This window comes from Luteimonas sp. 3794 (assembly GCF_031456825.1).
In the GTDB taxonomy this organism is placed as follows: domain Bacteria; phylum Pseudomonadota; class Gammaproteobacteria; order Xanthomonadales; family Xanthomonadaceae; genus Luteimonas.
On sequence record NZ_JAVDVJ010000005.1, the window covers coordinates 126,080 to 149,616 of the forward strand.

General features: G+C 66.0%; 23 protein-coding genes. 4 read left to right on the forward strand and 19 right to left on the reverse strand.

Annotated elements, in window-relative coordinates; translation table 11 throughout:
• Window positions 1-208 precede the first annotated feature (208 nt).
• From J2X52_RS09700 to J2X52_RS09790, 19 genes are all read right to left on the reverse strand, one after another.
• Window positions 209-1,642: a hypothetical protein gene (locus J2X52_RS09700; protein WP_310152209.1), complete on the reverse strand. Its 1,434-nt coding sequence runs from the start codon at window positions 1,640-1,642 to the stop codon at window positions 209-211.
• 368 nt (window positions 1,643-2,010) lie between these two features.
• Window positions 2,011-4,200 (reverse strand): secretin N-terminal domain-containing protein, encoded by a 2,190-nt coding sequence (locus J2X52_RS09705; RefSeq protein WP_310152211.1) that lies wholly within the window; start codon window positions 4,198-4,200, stop codon window positions 2,011-2,013.
• 126 nt (window positions 4,201-4,326) lie between these two features.
• Window positions 4,327-4,809: a hypothetical protein gene (locus J2X52_RS09710; RefSeq protein WP_310152214.1), complete on the reverse strand. Its 483-nt coding sequence runs from the start codon at window positions 4,807-4,809 to the stop codon at window positions 4,327-4,329.
• Entirely contained in the window at window positions 4,806-5,516 is a 711-nt protein-coding gene (locus J2X52_RS09715) for a hypothetical protein (RefSeq protein ID WP_310152217.1), read from the reverse strand. Before J2X52_RS09715 ends, J2X52_RS09710 begins: the two co-directional genes overlap by 4 nt.
• The gene (locus J2X52_RS09720; protein ID WP_310152220.1) at window positions 5,513-6,559 is read right to left on the reverse strand and encodes a hypothetical protein; all 1,047 of its coding nucleotides are present in this window, start codon (window positions 6,557-6,559) and stop codon (window positions 5,513-5,515) included. Before J2X52_RS09720 ends, J2X52_RS09715 begins: the two co-directional genes overlap by 4 nt.
• Entirely contained in the window at window positions 6,498-7,529 is a 1,032-nt protein-coding gene (locus J2X52_RS09725) for a type II secretion system protein GspK (RefSeq protein WP_310152223.1), read from the reverse strand. The genes J2X52_RS09720 and J2X52_RS09725 overlap by 62 nt, the downstream gene beginning before the upstream one ends.
• Before the next feature lie 94 nt (window positions 7,530-7,623).
• The gene (locus J2X52_RS09730; RefSeq protein WP_310152225.1) at window positions 7,624-8,226 is read right to left on the reverse strand and encodes a prepilin-type N-terminal cleavage/methylation domain-containing protein; all 603 of its coding nucleotides are present in this window, start codon (window positions 8,224-8,226) and stop codon (window positions 7,624-7,626) included.
• A 20-nt stretch (window positions 8,227-8,246) separates the two neighbouring features.
• The gene (locus J2X52_RS09735) at window positions 8,247-8,672 is read right to left on the reverse strand and encodes a type II secretion system protein (RefSeq protein WP_310152228.1); all 426 of its coding nucleotides are present in this window, start codon (window positions 8,670-8,672) and stop codon (window positions 8,247-8,249) included.
• On the reverse strand, window positions 8,669-9,160 hold the full coding sequence (locus J2X52_RS09740; RefSeq protein ID WP_310152231.1) for a type II secretion system protein: 492 nt from the start codon (window positions 9,158-9,160) through the stop codon (window positions 8,669-8,671). The genes J2X52_RS09735 and J2X52_RS09740 overlap by 4 nt, the downstream gene beginning before the upstream one ends.
• On the reverse strand, window positions 9,066-9,518 hold the full coding sequence (gspG, locus tag J2X52_RS09745; protein WP_310152234.1) for a type II secretion system major pseudopilin GspG: 453 nt from the start codon (window positions 9,516-9,518) through the stop codon (window positions 9,066-9,068). The genes J2X52_RS09740 and gspG overlap by 95 nt, the downstream gene beginning before the upstream one ends.
• A 5-nt stretch (window positions 9,519-9,523) precedes the next feature.
• Complete coding sequence (locus J2X52_RS09750; protein ID WP_310152237.1) at window positions 9,524-10,633, reverse strand: type II secretion system F family protein; 1,110 nt, start codon at window positions 10,631-10,633, stop codon at window positions 9,524-9,526.
• A gap of 91 nt (window positions 10,634-10,724) precedes the next feature.
• The gene (locus tag J2X52_RS09755; RefSeq protein WP_310152240.1) at window positions 10,725-12,641 is read right to left on the reverse strand and encodes an ATPase, T2SS/T4P/T4SS family; all 1,917 of its coding nucleotides are present in this window, start codon (window positions 12,639-12,641) and stop codon (window positions 10,725-10,727) included.
• Window positions 12,602-14,689 carry a hypothetical protein gene (locus J2X52_RS09760; protein ID WP_310152244.1) on the reverse strand — a complete coding sequence of 696 codons (2,088 nt, stop codon included), beginning with the start codon at window positions 14,687-14,689 and terminating at the stop codon, window positions 12,602-12,604. Before J2X52_RS09760 ends, J2X52_RS09755 begins: the two co-directional genes overlap by 40 nt.
• A 3-nt stretch (window positions 14,690-14,692) precedes the next feature.
• Window positions 14,693-15,823, reverse strand: a complete 1,131-nt coding sequence (rffA, locus tag J2X52_RS09765) for a dTDP-4-amino-4,6-dideoxygalactose transaminase (RefSeq protein ID WP_310152247.1) — start codon at window positions 15,821-15,823, stop codon at window positions 14,693-14,695.
• A gap of 38 nt (window positions 15,824-15,861) precedes the next feature.
• Window positions 15,862-16,236: an EamA family transporter gene (locus J2X52_RS09770; RefSeq protein ID WP_310152250.1), complete on the reverse strand. Its 375-nt coding sequence runs from the start codon at window positions 16,234-16,236 to the stop codon at window positions 15,862-15,864.
• The gene (locus J2X52_RS09775; protein WP_310152253.1) at window positions 16,227-17,015 is read right to left on the reverse strand and encodes a GNAT family N-acetyltransferase; all 789 of its coding nucleotides are present in this window, start codon (window positions 17,013-17,015) and stop codon (window positions 16,227-16,229) included. Before J2X52_RS09775 ends, J2X52_RS09770 begins: the two co-directional genes overlap by 10 nt.
• Window positions 17,012-18,037 (reverse strand): glycosyltransferase family 2 protein, encoded by a 1,026-nt coding sequence (locus J2X52_RS09780; protein ID WP_310152256.1) that lies wholly within the window; start codon window positions 18,035-18,037, stop codon window positions 17,012-17,014. Before J2X52_RS09780 ends, J2X52_RS09775 begins: the two co-directional genes overlap by 4 nt.
• 44 nt (window positions 18,038-18,081) lie before the next feature.
• Entirely contained in the window at window positions 18,082-19,029 is a 948-nt protein-coding gene (locus tag J2X52_RS09785) for an electron transfer flavoprotein subunit alpha/FixB family protein (protein ID WP_310152259.1), read from the reverse strand.
• A gap of 97 nt (window positions 19,030-19,126) precedes the next feature.
• Window positions 19,127-19,873 (reverse strand): electron transfer flavoprotein subunit beta/FixA family protein, encoded by a 747-nt coding sequence (locus J2X52_RS09790; protein WP_310152262.1) that lies wholly within the window; start codon window positions 19,871-19,873, stop codon window positions 19,127-19,129.
• Between the two features lie 216 nt (window positions 19,874-20,089).
• Between J2X52_RS09790 and rfbB the strand changes: the two genes are divergently transcribed.
• Genes rfbB through rfbD form a run of 4 tightly spaced genes read left to right on the forward strand, consistent with a single transcriptional unit; the run spans window position 20,090 to window position 23,485 of the window.
• Window positions 20,090-21,145, forward strand: coding sequence for a dTDP-glucose 4,6-dehydratase (rfbB, locus tag J2X52_RS09795; protein WP_310152264.1), 1,056 nt, complete (start codon window positions 20,090-20,092; stop codon window positions 21,143-21,145).
• Entirely contained in the window at window positions 21,142-22,029 is an 888-nt protein-coding gene (gene rfbA / locus J2X52_RS09800) for a glucose-1-phosphate thymidylyltransferase RfbA (RefSeq protein WP_310152266.1), read from the forward strand. Before rfbB ends, rfbA begins: the two co-directional genes overlap by 4 nt.
• Window positions 22,026-22,583: a dTDP-4-dehydrorhamnose 3,5-epimerase gene (gene rfbC, locus J2X52_RS09805; RefSeq protein WP_310152269.1), complete on the forward strand. Its 558-nt coding sequence runs from the start codon at window positions 22,026-22,028 to the stop codon at window positions 22,581-22,583. The genes rfbA and rfbC overlap by 4 nt, the downstream gene beginning before the upstream one ends.
• Window positions 22,580-23,485, forward strand: coding sequence for a dTDP-4-dehydrorhamnose reductase (gene rfbD / locus J2X52_RS09810; RefSeq protein ID WP_310152271.1), 906 nt, complete (start codon window positions 22,580-22,582; stop codon window positions 23,483-23,485). The genes rfbC and rfbD overlap by 4 nt, the downstream gene beginning before the upstream one ends.
• Window positions 23,486-23,537 lie beyond the last annotated feature (52 nt).

Sequence of the window (23,537 nt, forward strand, 5' to 3'; positions counted from 1 at the left end):
TGAGACGGCGGGATGTCGCGGAGGCGCGTCTGCGAAAATGACAGAGCGCATATCCGGGCCCGCGCGCGTGACACGGACATCGGCCTCGGTGGGTCGCCTTCGCGGAATTCACGCCCGCGAGGACTACTGGAAGAGGTCGCGATCGACCAAAAGAAAGGCCCGCCGAAGCGGGCCTTTCAGTCTTGCGATCAACCGATCAGTAGAGCGATCAGTTGGTGTCCGGACGGACCATGACGTGGTTGGTCACGAGACCGGTGTTCGGGTTGACCACCTGGTACAGGCCCTGGACCGTGTTGCTCGGGCCAGCGACGTTGACGATCACCGTACCGCGGCGGGCCGCAGCGGCGAGCGACGCGTCGTCGAGACGGATGACCCTGGTGGTGCCCGCCGGGATCATGCCGGTCTTGACGTCGGCGGCCAGGTCGAAGGCTTCGACCGTGGTGCTGCCGTCGGCATTCGCGCTCAGCACCGAGAGGCTGTACGGACGGTCCGAGGTACCGGTGTTGCTGATCGCGATGCGGGCGAGCCAGCCGGCCGGCACCTGCACGAACGGCGCCTGCAGCTCGGTGCCATCACGCGTGATCGAGCCCACTGCGCTCGGGCCCGCCGGGCTGGCGGTGTAGCCGTCGTTGCTGACCGGAGCCAGGCTGATCGAGTAATCGCTGGCCGGAATCGCAACGCCGTCGCGCGGGGTGTAGCAGAGGCCGCCAGCCACGACGCCGTTGCCCGTTGCGAAGGTAGCTGAGGTCGCCGTCACGGCGGTGGCATTGACACGGGTCGCACCAGTGGCAGCAGCGCAGGTGGTGGTTCCCGTGGCGACGAAAACACGCGTCAACGCTTCGCCAGTGAAGGTGCCGTTGGCATTGGCCGCGGCCGAGAAGTCACCGTTGACAACGTGGCGGGTGGTGGTGCCCAGGATAGTGGCCAGCGTCACCGCGGTGCCAGCAGCCCCGATCGGCTGGTCGGCATCGGTCAACACATTTTCGCGGGTATTGAACAGGATCTGGCCCAGACGCGCAGTGTTGGCGGTCGTTCCAGTGGTGTTGGTCAGGAAATCCGAGAACGAGGGATCGGCTTCGACCGAAGCCACCGAGTTGAAGACCGTGTTGTTGTAACCGTAGCTGGCTGCGAACGCGGCATACGCACCCTGCTGGATGGCGATGCGGCCCGTTTCGCCACCCGATGCAGCCTGCGACGGCTGGTCATACAGGCTGTACTCGCACGACACTGCCTCGCGGCTGGTGAAGATGCGGGGACCCGCGACGGAAAGAACAGCTGTGCTCGGAACCGCACCATTCGCGGTGATGGAGAAGTTGATGGCGTTCGTGCCCACGCCATTCAGGTTACCAACCGACGCGCCAGTAAGCGTCACTGCGCTAGCCGCAGCCGCCGGAAACACCATGTTGGGTGAGCACTGGATGCGCGCATAACGCACTTCGCCATCCGAGAACGCGTAGTTGGTGTTGGTCTGCAGGGTCAGCGCGCCACCCGGGTTGAGCACGGTGAGGCCGTCAGCACCAATGTTCGCTTCCTGAGCGATGAGGACCGGGTTGGCGGTAGTGGCACTCAGGTTGACCTGGGCGTGCGCGGAACCCGCGAACAGCCCGCCAACGATGGCGGCTGCGAGAATCTTCTTGTTCAAGGACATTTTGTTGGAGCTCCTAAGCTTAGGTTTTTGTTGTTTTGTTGCGGATTGCACATCCGGGGTTTTCCCGCCGTCCGCATGCACGTGCCGGCGCCGACACCCAAGCCGTGGCTCCACCTAGTCCAGGTCATTCCCCCTGTTCCCTCTGTGGCGTCCCAGCCTTTTGCTGCGCGTGCTTCAAAGCTGCACAGTCCCCGGATGCGTTGGCAATGTAAGCATGCCGTTATGGGAACCGTCAACGTACGCTAAATGAAGATCCACCAATTCAGCGTTCTGCGCGGGGAATTCACGGCGAAACAGAGTAGTGGTTCACGGATCGATGCGAATTTAACGCTATCTATCACAATCGGTCTGTGTATTCAGCATTACGGCAGTTCCTGCCCGCGCGCGTCAGGTGATGTGACTGGAAGCGGCAACTCCATCGTCGGGGTGGGCACCGATGGCACCGACACTGGCACCGGCGTGTCCGGCTGCAGCGGCGGCTCGGTAGGGATGCCGGTGAAGCGGTTGCGGATGGCTTCGGTGATCGCGCGGGTCTGCATCGAGTCCTCGACGACATAGGGCGTGATCAGCATCAGCAGCTCGGTGCGGGTGTTCTCCGATCGGCGGCTGTGGAAGGCCGCGCCCAGCACCGGGATGTCGCCGAGCAGTGGAATCTTGGTCTTGCCGGTGGTGCGGGTATTGGAGATCAAGCCACCCAGCAGCGTGCTTTCGCCATCGGCAAGGCTGAGGCTTGTCTGCAGCTTGCGGCTGAAAATGCTGGGCGAGGAAATCTCGCTGGTATCGGTGACCGATGCTTCGCTGACTTCCTGCGAGATCTTCAGGTCCACCCGCTGGCCGGAATGGACCACCGCGGTGATGTCCATCAGCACGCCGGTCTTGCGGTACTGGATGGACTGCAGGATGGAGCTGCCCGTACCGGGCAGGTCCGGCGCGGTGGCCTGGCTGGTGACGATGGGGACCTCGGTGCCGACGTCGATGCTGGCGCTTTCGCCGCTTTTGACCAGGATGCGCGGCGTGGACAGGATGGTCACCCGGCTGTCGCGCGCGAACAGGTTGACCAGGGCGCGCACCTGGCCGGACGAGGACAGGCCCTGCCAGACCAGCCCACCGCCGCCGGTGGCGCCCTGCAGCATGGTCAGCGGGCCGCGCACGCCCTGCACGCTGATGTTGTTGAAGGCCCACTCCACGCCATTGGCAAATTCATCGGTCAGGGTGACCTCGGCCACGGTGACCTCCACCACCACCTGGCGTGCGGGCTGGTCGAGGCGGGCCAGGATGCCCTGGATGCTGCGCCAGCGCTGCGCATCGCCCTGGAACACGATGACGTTGCGTACCGGATCCACGGCGAGCTGGCCGCCGGCGCCGGAGATGGCAGTCACTTGGTTGTTCGTGGGCGCCTGGCCGCTGGGGCCGGACTGCCCTTCCGCGCTGGGCGCAGGGGTGGCGCCACGCCCGGCGCCCGTGCTGGCCGCGCTCGAGCCCCCCACCAGCGCCTCGAGCACCGGTACCAGGGTCTCGACCGTGGTGTGCCGGGCGGAATAGAGGAACATGCCACCGCCAGCGCCGTCTTCGTTGGGCTGGTCCAGGCGCTCGGCCCACTCGGCCGCCAGGTTCAATACTTCCTGGGATTCGGCGAACACGATCAGGGCGTTGGCGGAATTGACCGGTACGAAAGTCACCGCGCCACCACTGCCGGCGCCGGCGCGGATCGACACGCCCTGGGCGGTCAGCACGTCGCGCAACTCGCGCGCCAGCAGATCGGCGTTGAGGTACAGCGGATTGATCCGCAGCGAGCGCTTGCCGCGCAGCATGCTGGCATCGAGCGTGGCCACCGCTTCCATCGCCGCGCGGACCGCGTCACCCGGGCCGGAGATCATCAGCGCATTGGCTTCGACGAGCTCGGTGAAGGTGACCTGGTGGTTGCCGAACAGCCCGCGCAGCTGCGCGGCGACCGCCCCGGGCTGTGCTGCCTCCAGCGGCATCGAGACGAAGGCCGGGCGCTGGCCGGGGGGCACGTCCGGCAAGGAGCGCGTCACGGTCAGACGGGGCAGGGCACCGCCGGCGGATTCCTGGATCGGGTTGAAGCGCAGCACGCCCCCCAGCTCGCTGACCTGCACGCCGTAGCTGAGCAGCACCTCGCGGGCGATGGTGTAGGCCTGCTCGGGGGTGCGCGGCTCGGTGAGCCGCAGGCTGACTAGGTCCGTCCGCGCGCTGACCGCCTGGTCGATCTGGATCGCGAAATCCAGCTCCATGCCGAAGACGACGTTGATGAATGTCGGCAGCGGCACTGCGTCCAGCACCAGGGCCACCGGACGCCGGTGCGGCATGTCGGGCACGGGCGCTTCGGCCGGGCGTGCGTCGACGGCCGACGCAGGCGGTAACGATGTAGCCTGCGGTTCGACCAGCGGGCGCCGCCGCTGCGCGTCGCGGGCGTCCTGCAGCACTTCTTCGGCAGCAACATCGGCGTGGGGCGCGCGAAGCGGCGCAGGGATCTGCGCAGGCGGGATCGAACTGCAGGCGGCGATCAGGCCAGCCAGGGCCGATGTGGCCACGGCGCGCCCTCGAGTGGGTGGCGCGCGGCGTGGCGTGGACTCAGCTGACATCAGGACGATCATCCATTGGTTCGTTACGTGTCCCCGCAGGGACGGACAGTGGTGCGGACAGCGCGCGGCACGTGCTCATGGCTCGGGGCCAGGTGCCTGGACCTGCATCGGGTCGAGAAACAGCCTCCGCTCACGTGGCTGGCCGTCGCCGTCGACCCAGTCCACCTTCATGCCGCTCACGCGCAGCAGCTGGCCGCCGTCCGGGAGGCGACCGCCAATCGGGACGCGCACGCCCCCTTCGCCATGCACCATGAAGATTGCCTGCACCGCGCGACCGGAGCCCACCACGCCCACGGGGACCGGCGGCGGGGGCGGAGGTGGAGGCGGCGGCGCTTCCGGTTCCACGGGCACGGGCAGGGCGCCCCAGGGCGCGCGCGCCACCCAGACGGCATCGATGCGCTCGAAGTCGGGCACGCGCATGCCGACCGGCGCCCATTCCACGTCGGCATTGCGCTGCGGCGTGACCGCGGCCGGGGACGTGCCCAACAGCAGGCTTGCCAGCGCACCCAGCACGCAGGCACCGGCGATGATGGCGCCGTCGCGCCAGGCGGGTGTCATGGCACAGACTCCATCCGGATTTCAGGCGCGGCGTCCATGCGGGTCTCCTGGGCGGGTATGGCACGGTCGTCGAAAGCCGGCGCCGGGGCGGGCGATGTTCCACTCCCCGACGCATCGCCGGACGCCGCGTCGTCTGGCGGCACCTCGGCGCGGCGGTAGTAGCCGCGCACCACCAGGCTGAGCCGCGCCGACGTGCCGTCGCCGATCTCGATCCTGTCGGCCTGGATCCACGGCAGCCCCCCGGACAGCGCGCGCAGGAAGGTGCCGTGGCCGTACTGCGGAATCTGGCCGTCGATGCGACCGAGCACCTGCCACAGGCCGGGGTGGTCGGGCACGTCGAGCGTCTCCTCCACGCGGATACGGGCATCGGCAATCCCGTTCTCGGCGGCGAGCGTGGTCATCCAGGCCTGCAGCTCGGCCTGGGCGGAGCCGGCGCTGCTGACTTCGGGGACGCGGCCGTTCGCGGCCTCGAGCGCGGCTTCGGCCTCGTCGGCGCGCGGTGCCCAGAGGTTCGGGCCGCGCAGGCCTTCCAGGCGCAGCTGGAGTTCGAGGTCGTTCGCGTAGCGTTGGCGGTCGGCATCGGTCCGTGCGGCCAGTGCCGACAGCCCATGGCCGGCGAGGACCAGCAGCACGATCAGGACGATCAGGCGCAGTCTACGGCTGGCACGCCATTCGGCGGCCAGCCGGCCCAGGTTCATTTGGCTCATGGCACCCCCTGTGCGCCCGCGTCCGCCAGATCGAATGTCAACTGCATACCGGTGCCTGCAGGCACCGCGGCGACCTCGTTGAGCGGGGGCTGCCGCACGAACGCGGACACAAACGTACGCGGGTCGCCATCTCCGCCATTGACGACGGCCACCAGCCGCCCGGGCTCGCGGCGCCAGGACGCCAGCTGGACGCCTTCGGGCAATGCCGCCACGACCTGCGACATCATTTCGTAGTCGCTGGTTCCGTGCTGCAGTTCGCGCAGGCGCTGCGCCTCGGCCTGCGCATGTTCGGCGCGTTCGCGCGCCGCCAGTACCGGCGCGACCTCGGCCCTGGCCAGTTCCAGCTGCTGCGCCAGGCCTTCACTGGCGAAATGCCAGCGCGCCAGTGCGGTCAGCTGCCAGCCGGCAATCAACGCGACCAGCGCCGCGGCACCGACCCACGCCAGACGTTCGCGCGCCTCGACACTGCCCGCCATCCAGTCGTGCGTCTGTGTTCCCCAGGGTTCGGCCCGCCATGCGAACTGCTCCGCAGCCGGCAGCGGCGTTGCCCGGTCGAGGCCGGCCGAGCGCAGGAAGCGTCCCCAGCCTTCGTCGTCGGGCGGTTGCGGCCACCACTGGCTGGCGAGGAGCTGCCCGCCTTTCCAGACTTGGCCCTCGACGCCGACGGCCAGTTGCAGCATGCGTGCGCCATCGCCCAGGGGCGGGGGCGCCAGCAGGCTCTCGGCAATCCAGCGGCGGCGACCGGCAGCGAAGTCGACCGGCGGGTCGATCCAGATCCACGCATGGCCGATGCCGTCCTTCCAGGCCACGGTGCACAGCGCACCGGGTGCGGGCAACTGCGCGGCCAGCGCCAGCCGCGCGGCGGCGGCCCGCTGACGCACGGGAATCGCAGCCATGTCGAGCCGTCGATACTGGCAATGCGCACGCGGCACCACCCACTGCGCACCGCCGAGCCTGCCACCGTGCTGGAGTGGCCCGTCCTCAATCCCGATCAAGCGCCGGGTCGGCAAAAAGTAGGCTGCCAGTGTCTTGCGCAGGGTCATCGAGCGAAGGGCGTGCAATGGGATACGAGGCCAGGACGGACCATGGCGCTTGTTTGTCAGCGAGGGGCGTCAATCGTACATGGATACGCCAGGCGGCGCCCGAACGTCCCCACAGCGTCAGCCGCAGTGTCTGGTCGGCGAGAAAGCGGTATTCGCCCGAGTCGCCACCCGGCAGCAGGATGCCCAGCCGCAACTGCAGATCCGTGGCCGAGCGGAACGGGTTCTGCTCGCGCGTGGACACGATCCGCTCGCAGGCTTCCGGGCAGCCGGGCACCCAGATGCCGAGCATGTCGGCAGGCATGGTGTTCGGATTGACAGGTCCGGCGTAGTAGGGGCTGATGTGCGCGATGATCGCCGCGAGCGTGACCGGTGGCAGGGTCTCGAAGCCAAGCACGTTGGCGATCTCGCCTGGGATCAGCAGGCGACGGTTGGCGGGTGGGGGCCGGCCGGCGCGGACGTATTCGCGCTCCTCTGCGCCATTGAGGCGCGTCAGGTCGTCGCTGTCCATGTAGTCGAGCAGCGCATCGCGCAGGCGCGGCGCCTGTTGCTGCTCGACACCCATCTGTACGAGAAACCCGTCGAGGCTTGTGCTGGCCTCCAGCCACGGCGATACCGGGAACAAGCCTGCCTCGTCCTGGAACGCGAACCGGGTTTCGGCAAGCCCGGCGTATGCGGTGTCGTCGAGCCGCATCTCGCTGCCGATAGGGTCCCGGATCAGTGGGCCGAATTCATCCATGCGACGGATCGCTCGCTCGTCCTCGCCCAAGGGCTCGGTGGGCAGTCCGGCCACGGTGAGTTCGCGCGTGGCGGCGATGTAGAGAAGGGTGTCGCGCGTTCCGACGAGTGCGATCTCGTCCTGGAGCCGTTCGTGGCCGATGCGTGCCTGCGCGACCTGGTCGATCGACCACAGCGTCATCAACGCCACCGCGATCGCGATGCCGGCCAGGATCCACAAGGTGACGGCCAGCACGAAGCCGTGCTGGCGGGTGTGTCGTGCGCCGGAAGTCCGGACATGGGCGCCAAGGCGCGGAGGTGACGCGATCGACATTCCGGGGCAGTGGATCCTAGAGCCCACTGGCAGCCGCCTCGTCGGTACGCAGCGTTTCCTTCGGGATCGGGTCGGCCAGCAGGGGCACGAGCCAGTAGAGCCGCCCACGGGGCGTGGTGGCCTCGAAGCGGACGAGCCGCGGCAGACGTTCGGGGTCGTCGGCGTCGGGCTGCCAGGAGTCGTGCCATTCACCATCGCGCGACAGGTAGGCGAACGACGCGTCGCGCAGCGGACCTTGCACGATCACCAGATCCTCGGCAGCGCTGTCGGCATACCGCAGCGTGGCCGCGCCGGGCGGCCCGGCCAACCACCAGCGTGCCCGCGACATGCCCTGGGCCACCAGTGGCACCGGCGTGGCATAGGACAGCGACTCCGCGCTGCCATCCATTGCGCCCAGTGCGTTATCGAAGTCCGCCTGCGCGCCGCCCACGGCGTCCCGGAACCAGGCCTCCTGCAGGAAATCGGTCCGTGCCTCGGCCTGCACGCGCAGCAGGCGGGTCCGCAGGTTGAGCGCGTGGCTCAGCGCCTGCATCAACACCGCGACCAGCAGCGAGACGATGACCAGGGTGACGATCGCCTCGAGCAGCGTGAAGCCCGCCGCGGCGCGTGGTACCCGCATCGCGGTTCGTGGGCGCGGGCTCATATCACGCCCGGCTCGCGCACCTGCCGGTACCCGACCCGCCGCATCTGCGTCGTTGTGAGCGGGCGGCCGTCGAGGCTCAGTTCAAGCGTCACCCGGTAAAGGCCGACCTCGTAGAGGCCTGCCTGGAGGTGGCCGGTCATCGCATCCCGCGCAGGTTCGACGAGCTCGGAACGCCAGCGCAGGGAGATCTCGCCCAGTTGCTGCTCGCCTTCAGGCGTGGTCGAGGGATTGACCGTTTCCATCCAGGCCATCGCGTTGCGCACGGCGGAATCCGCGAGACGGGCAGTTTCGACGCGCTGCGCCATCTGCACCGACTGGTTCATCGCTGCGAACAGCGCGAGTCCAGCCGTGGCCATGATGGTCAGTGCGACGATCGCTTCGAGCAGCGAGAAGCCGGCCTGGCGGAGGCGCGCCGGGGTCACAGTGCGACGACCCGGCAATCGGGGGCGGCCATGGTCCATTCCTCGACCACGTCTGCGCCTTCCACCTTGAGTCTGGCAGCTGCGCAGATGCCGCTGGCGGCTACGTTCACCTGCGTCACGGTCGTGACGCGCCACCCGTCCGGCAGGTCCATCCCGGCCCGCTGGAGCGGCAGATCGGCCGCAATCGCCAGGGGATGGCCGTCATTACGCACGAGAATGGGCAATCGTTCGATCTGACGGACGGTTTCCGCCCGGTCGCCGCTGACACCAATGGCCCGGACCGTGTTGGCCAGACGCGGGGCGATTAGGGCCACCATGATCGATACGAGTGCAAGCACCACGAGCATCTCGAGCAGTGAAAAGCCGCCGGCGACAGGGCCAGCGGGGCAGGCATCACTGCGCTGGCAGGAATCCGATGTCCGCATCATTACCCTCACCGCCCGGTGCGCCATCGGCGCCGAGCGAATAGATCGCAAACGGCATGCCATCCCGTCCGGGCACGGCGTAGCGGTAGGGATTGCCCCAGGGGTCGGCGGGCACCGCTTCGTCGAGGTAGGGACCGCGCCAGCGCGCCCGCACGCGCTCGTCGGTTGGCGGGTTGTAGAGCACGCCCAGACCTTCGTCGTTCGACGGCACGCGACCGACCTCGAGGCGGAAGGTTTCAATCGCACCGCGCAGCAGCCGGACCTGGGTTTCGGCGACCTGCACCTTTGAACTGTCGACGCGACTGAACAGGCGCGGCCCGACCAGGCTGGCGATCAGGCCGATGAGGACCAGCACAACCAGCATTTCCAGCAGGGTGAAGCCGGTCTGGCGGGCGTTTAGGGGGAAAGCGGTGCGATTCATGGCGGTCAGATGGGGACGTCGTTGACGCTGGTGATGGCGAGGATGATCGCGGTCATGATGGTGCCGACCACGACGCCGATGGTGATGATGGCGAGCGGCTCCATTAACTGTAGCGCGCGCTTCATGCGGTCGCGGCCGATTGTCTCATAGAGCCTGGCCAGTGCCCCGAGCAGTTTCGGTAGCTCTCCGCTGGCTTCACCGACCGCGACCAGGTCATAACCGGTGGGATTGAGCGCGCGATGCTCGCGCAAGGCAGCCGACAGCGTAGAGCCGCCCTTCACGGAGCGTGCGACCGCGCCGAGACGGTCGCGCAGGAACGCCATGCGCACCGACGCCGCCGACAGGCCCAGCGCGCGGATCAGTTCGACACGCCCTGCCAGCAATGCGGACAGGGTGCTGGCCCATCGGCCGACCTCGGCCTCGATCAGCCAGTCGCCGACGACCGGCAGCCGTGCGGCCCGTTCGGCCAGCGCATCGGCGACGCCGGGCGCCTTGAGCAGGGTGCGCAGCAGCAGTGCGACGCCGACAGTCGAAAGCAGGACGATCCAGACGTGCTCGCTGAGCCACACGCCAGTCGAAATGGTCCAACGCGACATTGCCGGCATCGCGTTGCCATGCTGGGTGAGCAGTCCACCGAACCGGGGGACCACCCACATGAAGATGATGCCGACTGCGGCGATGCCCGAAAACACCAGCACGGCGGGGTAGATCATTGCGCCGGCGATTTCCTGGCGTACGCGCTGGTCGTACTCGAACTGGTCCACGCCGCCGCGGATGGCGTCGGCCAGGCGTCCCGTCGCCTCGCCCGCATGGACCAGCTGATGCAGGTATTCCGGTACCGGCAGCCTGGATTCCCTCAGCGCCGCACTGAAGCTTTCGCCACGGCGGACGGATTTTTCCATGCTGGCGAAAGCGCCGGTCAGGCTGGGATGGTGGCTGGACTTGGCCAGCGACGACAGCGAGGTGACCAGCCCGACGCCTGCCTCCAGCAAGGTCGTGAACTCGTGCAGGACGAGCTGCAATTCACGCGTTGAGGCGTTGCGCCGGCGCGGCCCGCGAAACCCCACGTGGCTTGGCTTGACCACGTAAGGCGTCAGGCCCTGCTGCGCCAGCAACCTCGACGCTTCGGCATCACTGGTCGCATCGATCGTGCCGGACACTTTCTTGCCGGCGCGGTCGATGGCCTCGTACCGGTAAGGTCCCGACTCAGCCATCGCCGCCCACACCGCCGGTCACCCGTACGACCTCTTCGACCGTGGTGAGACCGGCCACGGCCTTCAACAAGCCATCCTCGCGAAGGCTGCGTCCGCCTTGCGCGGACGCCAGTGCACGCATTTTCTCGGCGGTCGCTGACGCCAGAATCATCTCCTGCAATTCCGGCGTGACGTCGACCAGCTCGTAGATGCCAAGGCGCCCGCGGTAGCCGGTGCCCTGGCAGCGGGCACAACCGACCGCCTTGCGCCAGTCGGTCCTGGCGTCTGGAGGCGCGAGATGCCGGACCAGCTGGTCGACCGCCGGCAGCACCTCAGTCGGCGTGCTGCAGTGGGGGCATAGCCGCCGGACCAGCCGCTGCGCCTGAACCGCCCGCACACTTGTGGCGACCAGGAACGGCTCGACACCCATGTCGATCAGGCGGGTAAAGGCGCTGACCGCATCGTTGGTATGCAACGTCGAGAGCACCAGATGACCGGTCAGCGCGGACTGGACCGCGATCTCGGCTGTCTCCAGGTCGCGGATCTCGCCGATCATGATGACATCCGGGTCCTGACGGAGGATTGCCCGCAGCGCCCGTGCGAAGGTGTATCCGATCTCGGCATTCGCCTGGATCTGGGTGACGCCGGCGACCTCGTATTCGACCGGGTCCTCGACGGTGATCATCTTGCGATCGCGCTGGTTCATCTCCTCCAGCGTCGCGTACAGCGTGGTCGACTTGCCCGAGCCGGTGGGGCCGGTGACCAGGACGATCCCGTGCGGCTCGCGCGCCCAGGTGCGGAACAACGACAGGTCGCGCGCGGAAAATCCGAGCCGTTCCAGGCTCAGGTCCTGGCGTTCCTTCGGCAGCAGGCGCAGCACAATGGACTCGCCGTGCAAGGCGGGCACGGCCGAGGCACGTACGTCGACCTCTTGGCCACTGACGCGTGTGCCGAGGCGGCCATCCTGCGGCAGTCGGCGTTCGGCGATATCCATGCCGGAGATCAGCTTCACGCGCGAGGCCACTGCCGGATAGCGGCTGGCCGGAAGGGTCATGCGCGTATGCAGGATGCCGTCGATGCGCAGTCGCACATGGAAGAGCTGTTCTTCCGGCTCAATGTGGATGTCTGACGCGCGCTGATCCATGGCCTGGGCCAGGATGTTGTTGACCAGCTCGATGACCGGCGCTTCCTCGGCGAGCTCACGCAGGTGACTGACGTCGTCGTCGTCCCAGGCCGTATCGCCGTCGGACCGCCCGCGGCCGACCATGTCGAGCAGCCGATCGACATCCTGGGTCTGCGCGAGCCGCCAGGTCCAACGCCGTCCGGCGAAGCCGCGTTCGAGTGCCTCGTTGACCAGGGGGTCGAGCGGATCGCGTGCGACGACGAGGAGCGGCGATGGGATGTCGTCATCCTGCGACTCCGTTTCCCAGGCGATCACGCCGTTGTCCTGCCACCAGGTAATGCCGTATCTCGTGTGACCCAGCGCCGCACGGATGGCATCCCCGCCCTCAGGCCACTCGTCGCCTTGCAGCAGTGGCATGCCCAGCTGCTCGGCAAGCACCAGCAGCAAGGTGTCCTCCGAGACCGCGCCGAGCCGGACCAGAACGCTGCCGATCCTGCCGCCGAACTGTTCTTGGAAAGCGAGCGCTTTGGCAATGTCCGCGGCCGAGACGATCTGGCGTTCAACGAGGATGTCGCCAAGGCGCCGATTGCGGATCGCGGATGTATCGGAGTTGGGAACAGGCTGCTCGGCGTTCATGGGGGCATCGATGGACAAGGCCGCTGGCCCTGCAGAACCAGCATTATCCGGTCTGCCGGGACCTTCCGCACATCCGGTTCGGACCGCTGAGCGATGCCAGCCCAGCTTTCGCCTACCTGCAGGATACGGCTTCAGGTCAGGTTGGGGAGAGCCACGAAAATCAGTGACCAAGCGGACAACGCAAAGAAACCGATTGCCAGAGCGGTATAGAGCACTTTGAGTCTCGTCGCGCGCAGGGGTACGAGGGCCAGCGGCAGCAGGATGATCAATATGCCCAGCACATAACGACCCTGCGGCTGGAAATCGTAGGTCCAGCTATGGAGCAGGGATGCACCGAGCATGGCGGCCACGCTGCCGATGCAGATGAAGATCTGTGCGCCGCTCAACGTGCCGGTTGCACGGCCAATGACCAGTCCGCAGGCGAGCAGGGCCATCAGCAGCGCTGTCGCAAGCCTGTTGTGCGTGCCGGAGTTGAAATACTCCATATACCCGTATGCACCGAGGAAACTGCGATAGCTGGTCTCGCCCCATGACAGCGGGGGCGACAGCAGTTGTGGCAGCGTGTGGCCCTTTTCGTACATGCGCAATCCGGCATATGTCTCTTCCAGCGGGTGCGATGGCTTGAACATGCCGCCGGCATGGGTTTCACGCAACAATTGGACGGTTTCCGCCTTGCCCTGATTTCTGGCCTGGTCGATCACGATCCACGGCGCTGCAACCAGCAGCGCCAACCCCAAGGTCGACGCCAGCCTCAGAACACGTTTGCGTACATGTTGCTGGCGTAGCAGCGCAATGGCGGCATGGGCGCAGACACCGATGGCCACCAGACCCGCCAAAATCGCAGGGACAATGATTGCCGCCCCGTAGGTAGCCGCAAGGGCAGACCCTGCAGCCATGTCCGCGACCACCAGCACGAGAAGTGTCGCCAGTGCTGCCGCGACGGGCGCACGCAGATCCAACGTGCGGGCCGCGAGCGAGAGAACGATGAACGCGACGACCGGCCAGTAGTTCTTCTTGGAGATGAGCATGAGTCCCAAGCAAGCGCAGAACAGCAGCAAGTGCCCCGCCGCACGCAGGTCCAGCGGAGCCTCGCCTCTCAATACAGGCACCAGGCGACCCTGCGGCATCAGTACCAGGGTGGCGGCGATCAAGCCCGTCGCGAACGGAAGGGCGTCGCCGTTGAAATACGAGAACAGGTACCAGAGCTGCGGCGTGACCAGCAGGATCAGATAGGCCCCAGGCGGCGCGCGGATGGCCGCGAGTGCCGCGATCATCAGCAGGAACAGCGCCACGTTGACCAGACGGTAGGTGGTGCGTTCGTCGGTGCCTAAGGACGCGAGCAACTGGGCGCTTTTTCCGGCGACAAGGTAGACCACATTCCATTCGGCAAGATATGAGACGCCGTAGGGGCTGGTCTGGAAATTGCCGGCCAGGGCCGGGTCGTCCAGCGCTGGGGGTGCCCAATGGGACTTGAAGTAGTGCGCATCCACCTCGTGGAGTGCTTCGTCGGGGTTGACCGAGTAGTCGCTTATCGCGAGTGTCGCCAGCAGACCGATCATGGCAGCCGCCGCGACGGCGAGGGCACGCGTCGGCGGCGCACGCCGCGCGAAGTGAATCAGGGTGGCGACCACCGCCAGCGTCCAGAACAGACCCCAGAGCAGCCGCCACTGGGTGGGTGAAAGCAGGTGGGCCGAAGTCACTGGCGTGGCGAGCGGGAGATAGAGCTGCGGGTCGTAGGCGCCTTCGGATGGCGCGAATGTGATCAGGCCCGGGTTCAGGTCCGACGCAAGCTGCATCTGGTTCGCGATCTGGAGGTCGTGAGGTGAAGCGATGCTTCGGGTTCGGCTGCGAGTACCGTCGACAGCAAGCCGCTCGATGACGATATGGCCAGCGATTGCGTCAGGATCGATCCGGACCGCGACGACCTCGCCCGGCGGCATTGGAAACCTCAGCCTGTTCGCGCCGGCACGGTGCGGTCGGCGGACAGAGATCTGCTCGGAAAATCCGCCTCCCTGATCGAAATACACCTGCAGCGAGCCCTTGGCATCGCTACGGTAATCGATGACGAAGGTATTGCGATCTCCGGCGACGAGCACCAGGGCGAACAGCACCAGACAGGCAGCGATGATGCAGCCGAACTGCACCTTGCGCGATGTCGGGAGTTCCCGGGCTTCGCGCACCAGTGCGGCTGCCGAGAACGACCTCTCTGGGGTATGCATCGATCAAAGCCCCGCCAGTACTTCGTCGGCGGCATTCATTACAACGTCCACCTGGTCCTCAAGCCCCACCCACAGCGGTAGACGGACCAGTCGTTCGCTGTGTGAATCGGTCACGGTCATTGTGCCGTGGGCATGACCGATGCGCAGGCCCTCGGGTGCGGAATGCAGTGGCACGTAGTGGAAGACCGTCTGTACGCCGGCTTCGCGCATCCCGGCGATAAAGCGCGCGCGCGCCTGCTGATCAGGCAGCAGTAAGTAGTACATGTGCGCATTGTGCTCGCATGCCTCGGGAATAATCGGACGGCGCACGATGCTCCGATCCTCATAGCGCTCGGCCCAGGCGTGGTAGCGGTTCCAGATGTCGAGGCGTCGTCGCGTGATCTCGCCGGCCGCTTCCATTTGCGCGGCCAGGAACGCCGCGGTGATCTCACCTGGAAGGTAGGACGAGCCGATGTCCACCCAGGTGTACTTGTCGACCTGGCCGCGGAAGAAACGACTGCGATTTGTGCCTTTTTCGCGAATGATTTCCGCACGCTCCGCGAAGTCGTTGTCGCGGCACAGCAGTGCACCAGCCTCGCCCGCGATGATGTTCTTCGTTTCGTGGAAGCTCAGCGTGCCGAGGTCCCCGATCGTGCCAAGCGGCTTGCCCTTGTAAGTCGACATGATACCTTGCGCGGCGTCTTCCACCACCTTTAGTCCATGTCGCGCCGCGATGTCGAGGATCAGGTCCATCTCGCAGGCTACGCCCGCGTAATGCACGACACAGATCGCCTTGGTCCGAGGCGTAATAGCGCTCTCGACGAGACGCTCGTCGATGTTGAGGGTGTCCTCGCGGATGTCGACAAATACCGGTACCGCGCCGCGCAGGGCGAAAGCGTTGGCGGTTGAGACGAACGTGTAGGACGGCAAAATGACTTCGTCGCCGGGCTGGAGGTCGAGCAGGAGAGCGGACATCTCAAGTGCCGCCGTGCACGAGTGGGTGAGCAGCGCGGCCGAGGCGCGGGTATTTTCTCGCAGCCATTTGTGGCATTGCTTTGTATAAGGGCCGTCGCCGGACAGGTGACCGTTGGCGTGGGCCTGCGCGATGTGGGACAGCTCGCGGCCGGTCATATAAGGCTTGTTGAAAGGAATCATGCCGATCTTCTTTGATTGGAGGGGCAGGGCATATCAGGTCAGCCCCTGCTGATGACGACGAGGCCCGCAATGACGAGAAACAAGCCGACGATCTTTGGGCGGGTCAGCGCTTCACCGAACAATGGAATAGCCAACAAGCCGACCAGCAGGAAGTTGAGTGCCATGAATGGGTATGCCTTGCTGAGCTCGAGGCGGGACATTGCGGCCATCCAACAAAGCGAAGCGAGAAAGGCGGCCCCCAGCGCGGAGATCACCCATGGTCGCAGCAACAGGACGACGATGGCGGGCCAGTCGTCCATAAACCGAAAGGGCGGCGCGGCGGGCGTGGTGACCTGCCATTTCAATACGAGCTGGCCATAGGTGGTCAGCAGGATGGTGGCGGCTACCATCAGCCAAGGGAACATCACGGGCATCGGCGATCCGTCTCCAAGAAACTGCGCGGTACGTTGACGTGGTAGGTGTCCCAAGCGTGGTCGATCACCAGCCCGGCACGCGCCCAGACGCGCTGCACGCCGTAATTCCAGACCTGGGTGGAGATGACGAGCGCGGCGAATCCCATCATGCGGTAGTGCCCGATCAGGAATCGAAGCAGCTCCGAGTAGAATCCGCGTCCGGCCCAAGCGGGGTCGGTTGCGTTGAGCACAATCTCGGCCTCGGATCGACCGGGGTCCAGGCGGCAGGTCGCGAAGCTGCGGGCTTCGCCATCGGTGCGATACACCCAGGTCTGCTGGCCTTCGGCAGGACGGATGGCATAGTCGAGCGCCCACTCGACATAACCCTCCAGGATGGCGTCGGCCGGCAGCAATGGATTGGCGTGGTAGTGGTTGCGATATCCATGGAAGCTGCGGCGGACGAGGGCGGCGAGTACCTGTTCGTCGTCAGTCGTTGCCGGGTCGATGGCGGCATCGCCATCGAAACGATCGCCGACTTGTGACTCGCCAAGTGCGATGCGGTAGTAGACCAGCGTGTCAGCGTGGAGCGGAACGAGGCCCGCGGACACGAGTGCGGCGATCTGGCTTCTATCACCCGCAGCACAGCGAAAGATCGCAATGTCAGGGCGCAGTGCATCGATGTCGTTGCGCACCTGGTCAGGCTTTGCGCTGTTGTCGACGATGCCGCGGGCAATTCTGAGCCCGAAACGGCGTGACTCGACCGCGGAGTCGCGCAGGACGCGCGTCGTTTCCGTTGTCATGCGTCGCCCGCCGTGTCTTCAGCCACAATGAAGTTCGGACGGTATTTCGCTTGGCCGTGCAGCTTGCCGACATACAACCCCACCACGCCGACACTCGACACGACGACACCGCCAACAAGCCAGATCGAGGCGACGATACTGGTGAAGCCGGCGACCGCGATGTCGCCGATCGAATAACGGTAAATGCTCAGAGCCACGATGCACAGCGACATGAATGCGAACGCGAGCCCTGTCCGGACAACCAGGCGAAGTGGCTTGTCAGAGAACGACAGCGCGACATTCATGGCTAGCCTGAGCAGTTGCCGCAGGGAGTACCCACTCCGGCCCTCCGTGCGCTTGGCGTGCGTGACCGGAACCAGAGTCGTCTCGAAACCTGTCCATCGAACCAGCAGCGGAAAAAAGCGGTCCGCCTCGGGCATCGCGTTCACCACATCGATCACTTTGCGCGAATATGCGCCGAAGTTCGCCGTCGTTGGATCGTAGACACTGCCGGTCAACCAGCCGAGCAGTCGGTAAAAAGACCGCGAGCCGGCTTTTTTGAAGAACGAATCCTGGCGCTCGATGCGGCTTGCGAGCGCCATATCGGCGCCTTCGCCCAGCGCGCGGAGCAGTGCGGGAATCTCCTCGGGGACGTCTTGCAGATCGCAATCCATGACGATGATCGTGCGTCCGGTCGCATGCGCCAGACCGGCGCTGATCGCAGCGTGCTGACCGAAGTTTCTCGACAGCCGTAGTCCACGCAGGTGTGGTCTGCTTTCAGCCAGTTCAGCGATTCGCGACCAGGCGCCATCGGGGCTTCTGTCATCGACCAGAATGATTTCGTAGGACGCAACGGCCTGGCTGACCGCCGCTGCGACTCGGTCGACCAGTTCCTCCAGGCAACCCCGGCAGCCGTATACGGGCGACACGATCGAAAGCTCGGGGCTTTGGATCCGGGCGGCGGCCGCTGGGCCATCGGCTGCGTCTGCGGGGGAGCGAACCGCGCTCATCGAGGCTGGCGCCTGTCGGATCTGGATTTCCACGGGTTCACAAGGTGATTGACCTGTCGTCGCATGTTGTCTCCAGATCAGCCGTTGAGGCTGGCTTCCAACTCCGGCAGGACCTTGAACAGGTCCCCCACCAGGCCGATGTCCGCGATCTCGAAGATCGCCGAATCCGGATCCTTGTTGATCGCGACGATCGTGCCCGCGTCCTTGATGCCGGTCAGATGCTGGATTGCGCCGGAGATGCCGATGGCGATGTACAGATCAGGGGCGATGATCTTGCCGGTCTGGCCCACCTGCATCTCGTTGGGCACGTAGCCGGCGTCTACCGCGGCGCGCGAGGCGCCAACTGCCGCGCCGAGCTTGTCGGCGAAGTTGAAAATGATCTTGAAGTTCTCTTCCGAACCGACACCACGGCCGCCGGATACCACGCGTTTCGCGCTCTGCAGGTCGGGTCGGTCGGTGCTGCCGGCGGCCAAGCCGATGAAGCGGGTATGGGTCGGCAGATCCGCGTCGATGCTGGTCGCTTCGACGACAGCACTGCCGCCGCGCGCGGCTTCCTGCCATGAAGCCGTGCGTACGGTCGCGATCACAGGCTCGTCGGCCGGCGCCTCGACGGTCACGATCGCGTTGCCGGCATAGATCGGGCGCTTGAAAATGTGGCTGCCCTCGACCGTCATCAGATCAGAGATCTGGTTGACGCCCAGCAGCGCGGCCACGACCGGCATGAGGTCCTTGCCGAAGGTCGTCGACGGGGCGAAGACGTGGCTGTAACCGGCCACAAGTTTCGCAACCTGCGGACCCAGCACCTGAGCGAGCGCCTTCGCATTGGCCGGGTTGGTGACTGCCAGCACTTTCGACACACCGGCGAAGCTAGCAGCCTCGGCGGCTGCGCCGGCTGGATCGGCTGCGAATACCGCGACATCAATGGTCTCCGGCGACAGCGCCTGCGCCGCGGCCACTGTCTTGGCGGTCGCGCTGGCATTCAGGATGCCGTCGAGGTGTTCGGCAATGACGAGGACGTTGGACATGAGGGTTTTCCTTGTTCCGTGTTCCCGCAGCAGGCGGGAATCGGGTGTCTTAGAGCGGGCGCAACGCAGATGCTGGGCTGCTGTCAGGGGAGGCTGGTCAGAGCAGGCCCTTGGCCTTCAGCGCAGCGACGAGTTCGGCTGCGTCCTTCACCATGACGCCCTTGGTGCGCTTAACAGGCGCATCGAAGTGCATGGCCTTGAGGGTGTCCGCCGAATCAACCCCGAGGTCCGCGAACGGGATCGACTCCATCGGCTTGGATTTCGCCTTCATGATGTCCGGCAGCTTGATGAAGCGCGGCTCGTTGAGGCGCAGGTCGGTCGTGACGACGGCTGGCAGGTCGACTTCGAGTGTCTCCAGGCCGGCATCGACCTCGCGCGTCACCGTCGCCTTGCCGTCGGCGATCTCGACCTTCGAGGCGAACGTCGCCTGCGGGCGGCCCCAGAGCGTCGCCAGCATCTGGCCGGTCTGGTTGGCGTCGTCATCGATCGCCTGCTTGCCGAGGATCACCAGGTCCGGCTGTTCCTTCTCGACCAGCTTTAGGAGGGTGCGCGCGGCAGTCAGCGGCTGGATCGGCGCGTCGCAGATTACGTGGATGGCGCGGTTCGCGCCCATGGCCAGACCGTTGCGCAGATGCGCCTGAGCGTCAGCAGGCGCGATGGTCGCGACCACGACCTCGGTGGCGATGCCCTTGTCGCGCAGGCGCAGGGCCTCCTCCAGGGCAATCTCGTCGAACGGGTTTGCGGACAGTTTGACGCCGTCGGTGACCACGCCCGAGCCGTCCGGCTTGACTTGGATACGAACGTTGTAGTCCACCACGCGCTTGTAGGCGACGAGGATCTTCATCGTAGGGAATTCCCTTGTGGCTGCGGGTATCTGGTCACAGTAATGCGCCAGGCGAACACGCGATTCTAGCGGGGGGCGCTTCAGACTGCGAACTCCCTGCGCGTGAGCATCGCGTTGCGTGTGTTCAGTTTGGCTGGCGGAACCTGGGCCCGTGACCCGGTATCCTGTCGCCCCCGCTTACGGGCGGTCCGACAGACATCACAGGAGAGTGTGCCCGTGCCCACATGGCTCGTCACCGGCGGCGCCGGTTTCATCGGCGGCAATTTTGTACTGGAGGCCGTGCGTCGCGGCGTCCGCGTGATCAACCTTGATGCGCTGACCTATGCGGGCAATCTGCAGACGCTGGCGTCGATCGAATCCGATCCCAACCACGTGTTCGTGCAGGGCGACATCGGCGACCGCGCGCTCGTCTCGGGCCTGCTGGCCGAGCATCAGCCCGACGCTGTGCTGAATTTTGCCGCCGAGAGTCATGTCGACCGCTCGATCGATGGGCCGGCCGCGTTCATCGAGACGAACGTTGTCGGCACCCTCGGTCTGCTCGAGTCGGTCCGCGACTACTGGAAGGCGTTGCCGGACGGCCGGCGCGAGGCGTTCCGCTTCCTGCATGTTTCGACCGACGAGGTCTACGGCACGCTGGGCGAAACCGGCAAGTTCTCCGAGACCACGCCGTATGCGCCAAATTCCCCGTACTCGGCCTCCAAGGCTGCGTCCGACCATCTGGTGCGCGCGTTCCACCACACCTACGGGCTGCCGGTGCTCACCACCAACTGCTCGAACAACTATGGGCCCTACCACTTCCCAGAGAAGCTCGTTCCGCTGGTGATCGCCAAGGCGCTGGCCGGTGAGCCTTTGCCCGTGTACGGCGATGGCAAGCAGGTCCGCGACTGGTTGTTCGTCACGGATCACTGCGCGGCGATCCGGACGGTGCTGGAGAAGGGCCGGGTCGGCGAGACCTACAACGTGGGCGGTGACTCCGAGCGCCAGAACATCGAAGTGGTCGAGACGATCTGCCGCCTGCTCGACGCGCGCCGTCCGCGCGACGATGGCCAGCCGCGCGCGACCCAGATTACCTACGTGACCGATCGCCCCGGCCACGACCGCCGCTATGCAATCGACGCCTCGAAGCTGCAGGGCGAGCTCGGCTGGAAGCCCGAGCACACATTCGAGAGCGGCATCGAGGCGACCGTGGACTGGTATCTCGCCAACCAGGCCTGGGTGCAGCGCATCCTCGACGGCAGCTATCGTCTGGAACGCATGGGGGCGCAGGCATGACCACACGCAAGGGCATCATCCTCGCCGGCGGATCGGGCACGCGGCTGTATCCGATCACCAAGGGCGTCAGCAAGCAGCTGCTGCCGGTCTACGACAAGCCGATGATCTATTACCCGCTCAGCGTGCTGATGCTGGCCGGCATCCGCGAGGTGCTGATCATCAACACGCCGCACGAGCAGGTGCTGTTCCAGACCCTGCTGGGCGATGGTTCGCAGTGGGGCATGGACATCCAGTACGCCGTGCAGCCGAGTCCGGATGGCCTGGCGCAGGCGTATCTGATCGGCCGCGATTTCGTCGGCGGCAAGCCGAGCTGCCTGGTGCTGGGCGACAACATCTTCCACGGCCACGGCTTGACGGACACGCTCAAGAACGCCGATGCGCGTGGCGATGGCGCGACCGTGTTCGGCTACTGGGTCAACGACCCTGAGCGCTACGGCGTGGCCGAGTTCGATACCGCGGGCAAGGTCATCGACATCGCCGAGAAGCCGGAGGCGCCGCGTTCGAACTACGCCGTTACGGGTCTGTACTTCTACGACGGGCGTGCCAGCGACTACGCCGCCGAACTCAAGCCGTCGCCGCGCGGAGAGCTGGAGATCACCGATCTCAATCGCCGCTATCTCGATGACGACGCGCTGTATCTCGAGCAGCTCGGTCGCGGCTTTGCATGGCTCGACACCGGCACGCACCAGTCCCTGCACGAGGCCTCGAATTTCATCCAGACCATCCAGGACCGGCAAGGTCTGCAGGTGTGCTGTCCGGAGGAGATCGCGTACGGCAACGGCTGGATCGACGCCGAGCAGTTGTTGGCGCTCGCGAGGCCGCTGTCCAAGAACGGCTACGGCCAGTACCTGATGTCGCTCGTGCAGCGGGGAGTGGTGCGTTGAAGATCATCGAAACGAAGCTGCCGGGCGCCGTCGTCATCGAACCGGCGGTGTTCGGAGACGCGCGTGGCTTCTTCTTCGAAACCTGGAATGCGGAGCGGTTCGGCCAGCACGGTCTGCCGACGAATTTCGTGCAGAGCAACGTGTCGTTATCGTCCAAGGGCGTGCTGCGCGGACTGCACTACCAGTGGCCGCGGCCGCAGGGCAAGCTGGTCAGCGTGCTGCGCGGTGAGGTGCTCGACGTCGCCGTCGACATCCGTCGCGGCTCGCCGACGTTCGGGCAATGGGAAGGCGTGATCCTGAGCGAAGAGAACAAGCGCCAGTTCTGGATCCCCGAAGGCTTTGCGCATGGGTTCGCGGTGCTGTCCGACAGCGCGGTCTTCAGCTATCTGTGCACCGACGTATATGTGAAGGAAGCCGATGCCGGCGTGCGCTGGAACGATCCCGCGATCGGTGTCGATTGGCAGATCGATGCGCCGCTGCTGTCCGACAAGGACACGCACGCGCCCTTGCTGGCCGACATCGCCGAGGATCGCCTGCCGGTGTTCGTCGCATGACTTCGCTGGTCTTCGGCGCGAACGGACAGGTCGGGCAGGAACTGCTGCGCGCGCTCGCGCCGTTGGGCGAGGTGACCGCCACGACCCGGTCCGGCACGCTGCCCGACGGTAGCGGGTGTCTGACCGCCGACTTTTCTGATCCTGGATCGATTGTGGCGCTACTCGACGCGACGCGGCCGACACGCGTGATCAATGCGGCCGCGTACACCGCGGTCGACAGGGCAGAGAGCGAGCCCGCAGCGGCGCAAGCCGCAAATGCGGAGACCCCGGGTGCGATCGCGCGCTGGTGCGCTACGCACGCTGTGCCGCTGGTGCATTACTCCACGGACTACGTGTTCGCCGGCAGTGGCTCGCGTCCGTATCGCCCCGATGACGCCACGGCGCCGCTCGGTATTTACGGCGCCAGCAAGCTTGCAGGTGAGGAGGCGATCCGTGCCGCTGGTGGTCGTCATCTGATCTTCCGCACGGCCTGGGTTTACGCCGCTCACGGCCAGAACTTTCTACGCACGATGCTACGCGTTGGCGCCGAGCGCGAGGTGCTGCGCGTCGTCGCGGATCAGATCGGCACGCCGACACCCGCGTCTTTGATCGCCAACGTCACCGCGCAGATCCTGTGTGCCGACAACGTGGCATCCGGCACCTGGCATCTCACGGCGACTGGGGGAACCAGCTGGCACGGGTTTGCCGGAGCGATCTTCGACGGCGCGGTCAAGCGCGGGCTGATCGCGCGTGCGCCGACAGTCGAAGCCATCACCACGGCCGACTATCCGACGCCCGCCAGGCGTCCTGCCTATTCGCGATTGGACGTTACGGCGCTGGAGCAGGACTTCGGGATCGCGTTGCCGACCTGGCAGGCCGGGTTGGACGGCGTCCTCGATACGCTGGCGGCCGCGCAACGCTGAGTGTGCGGTGTCGCGGACATCAGAACGGCGCCGTTGGGCGCCGTTCTGCGTT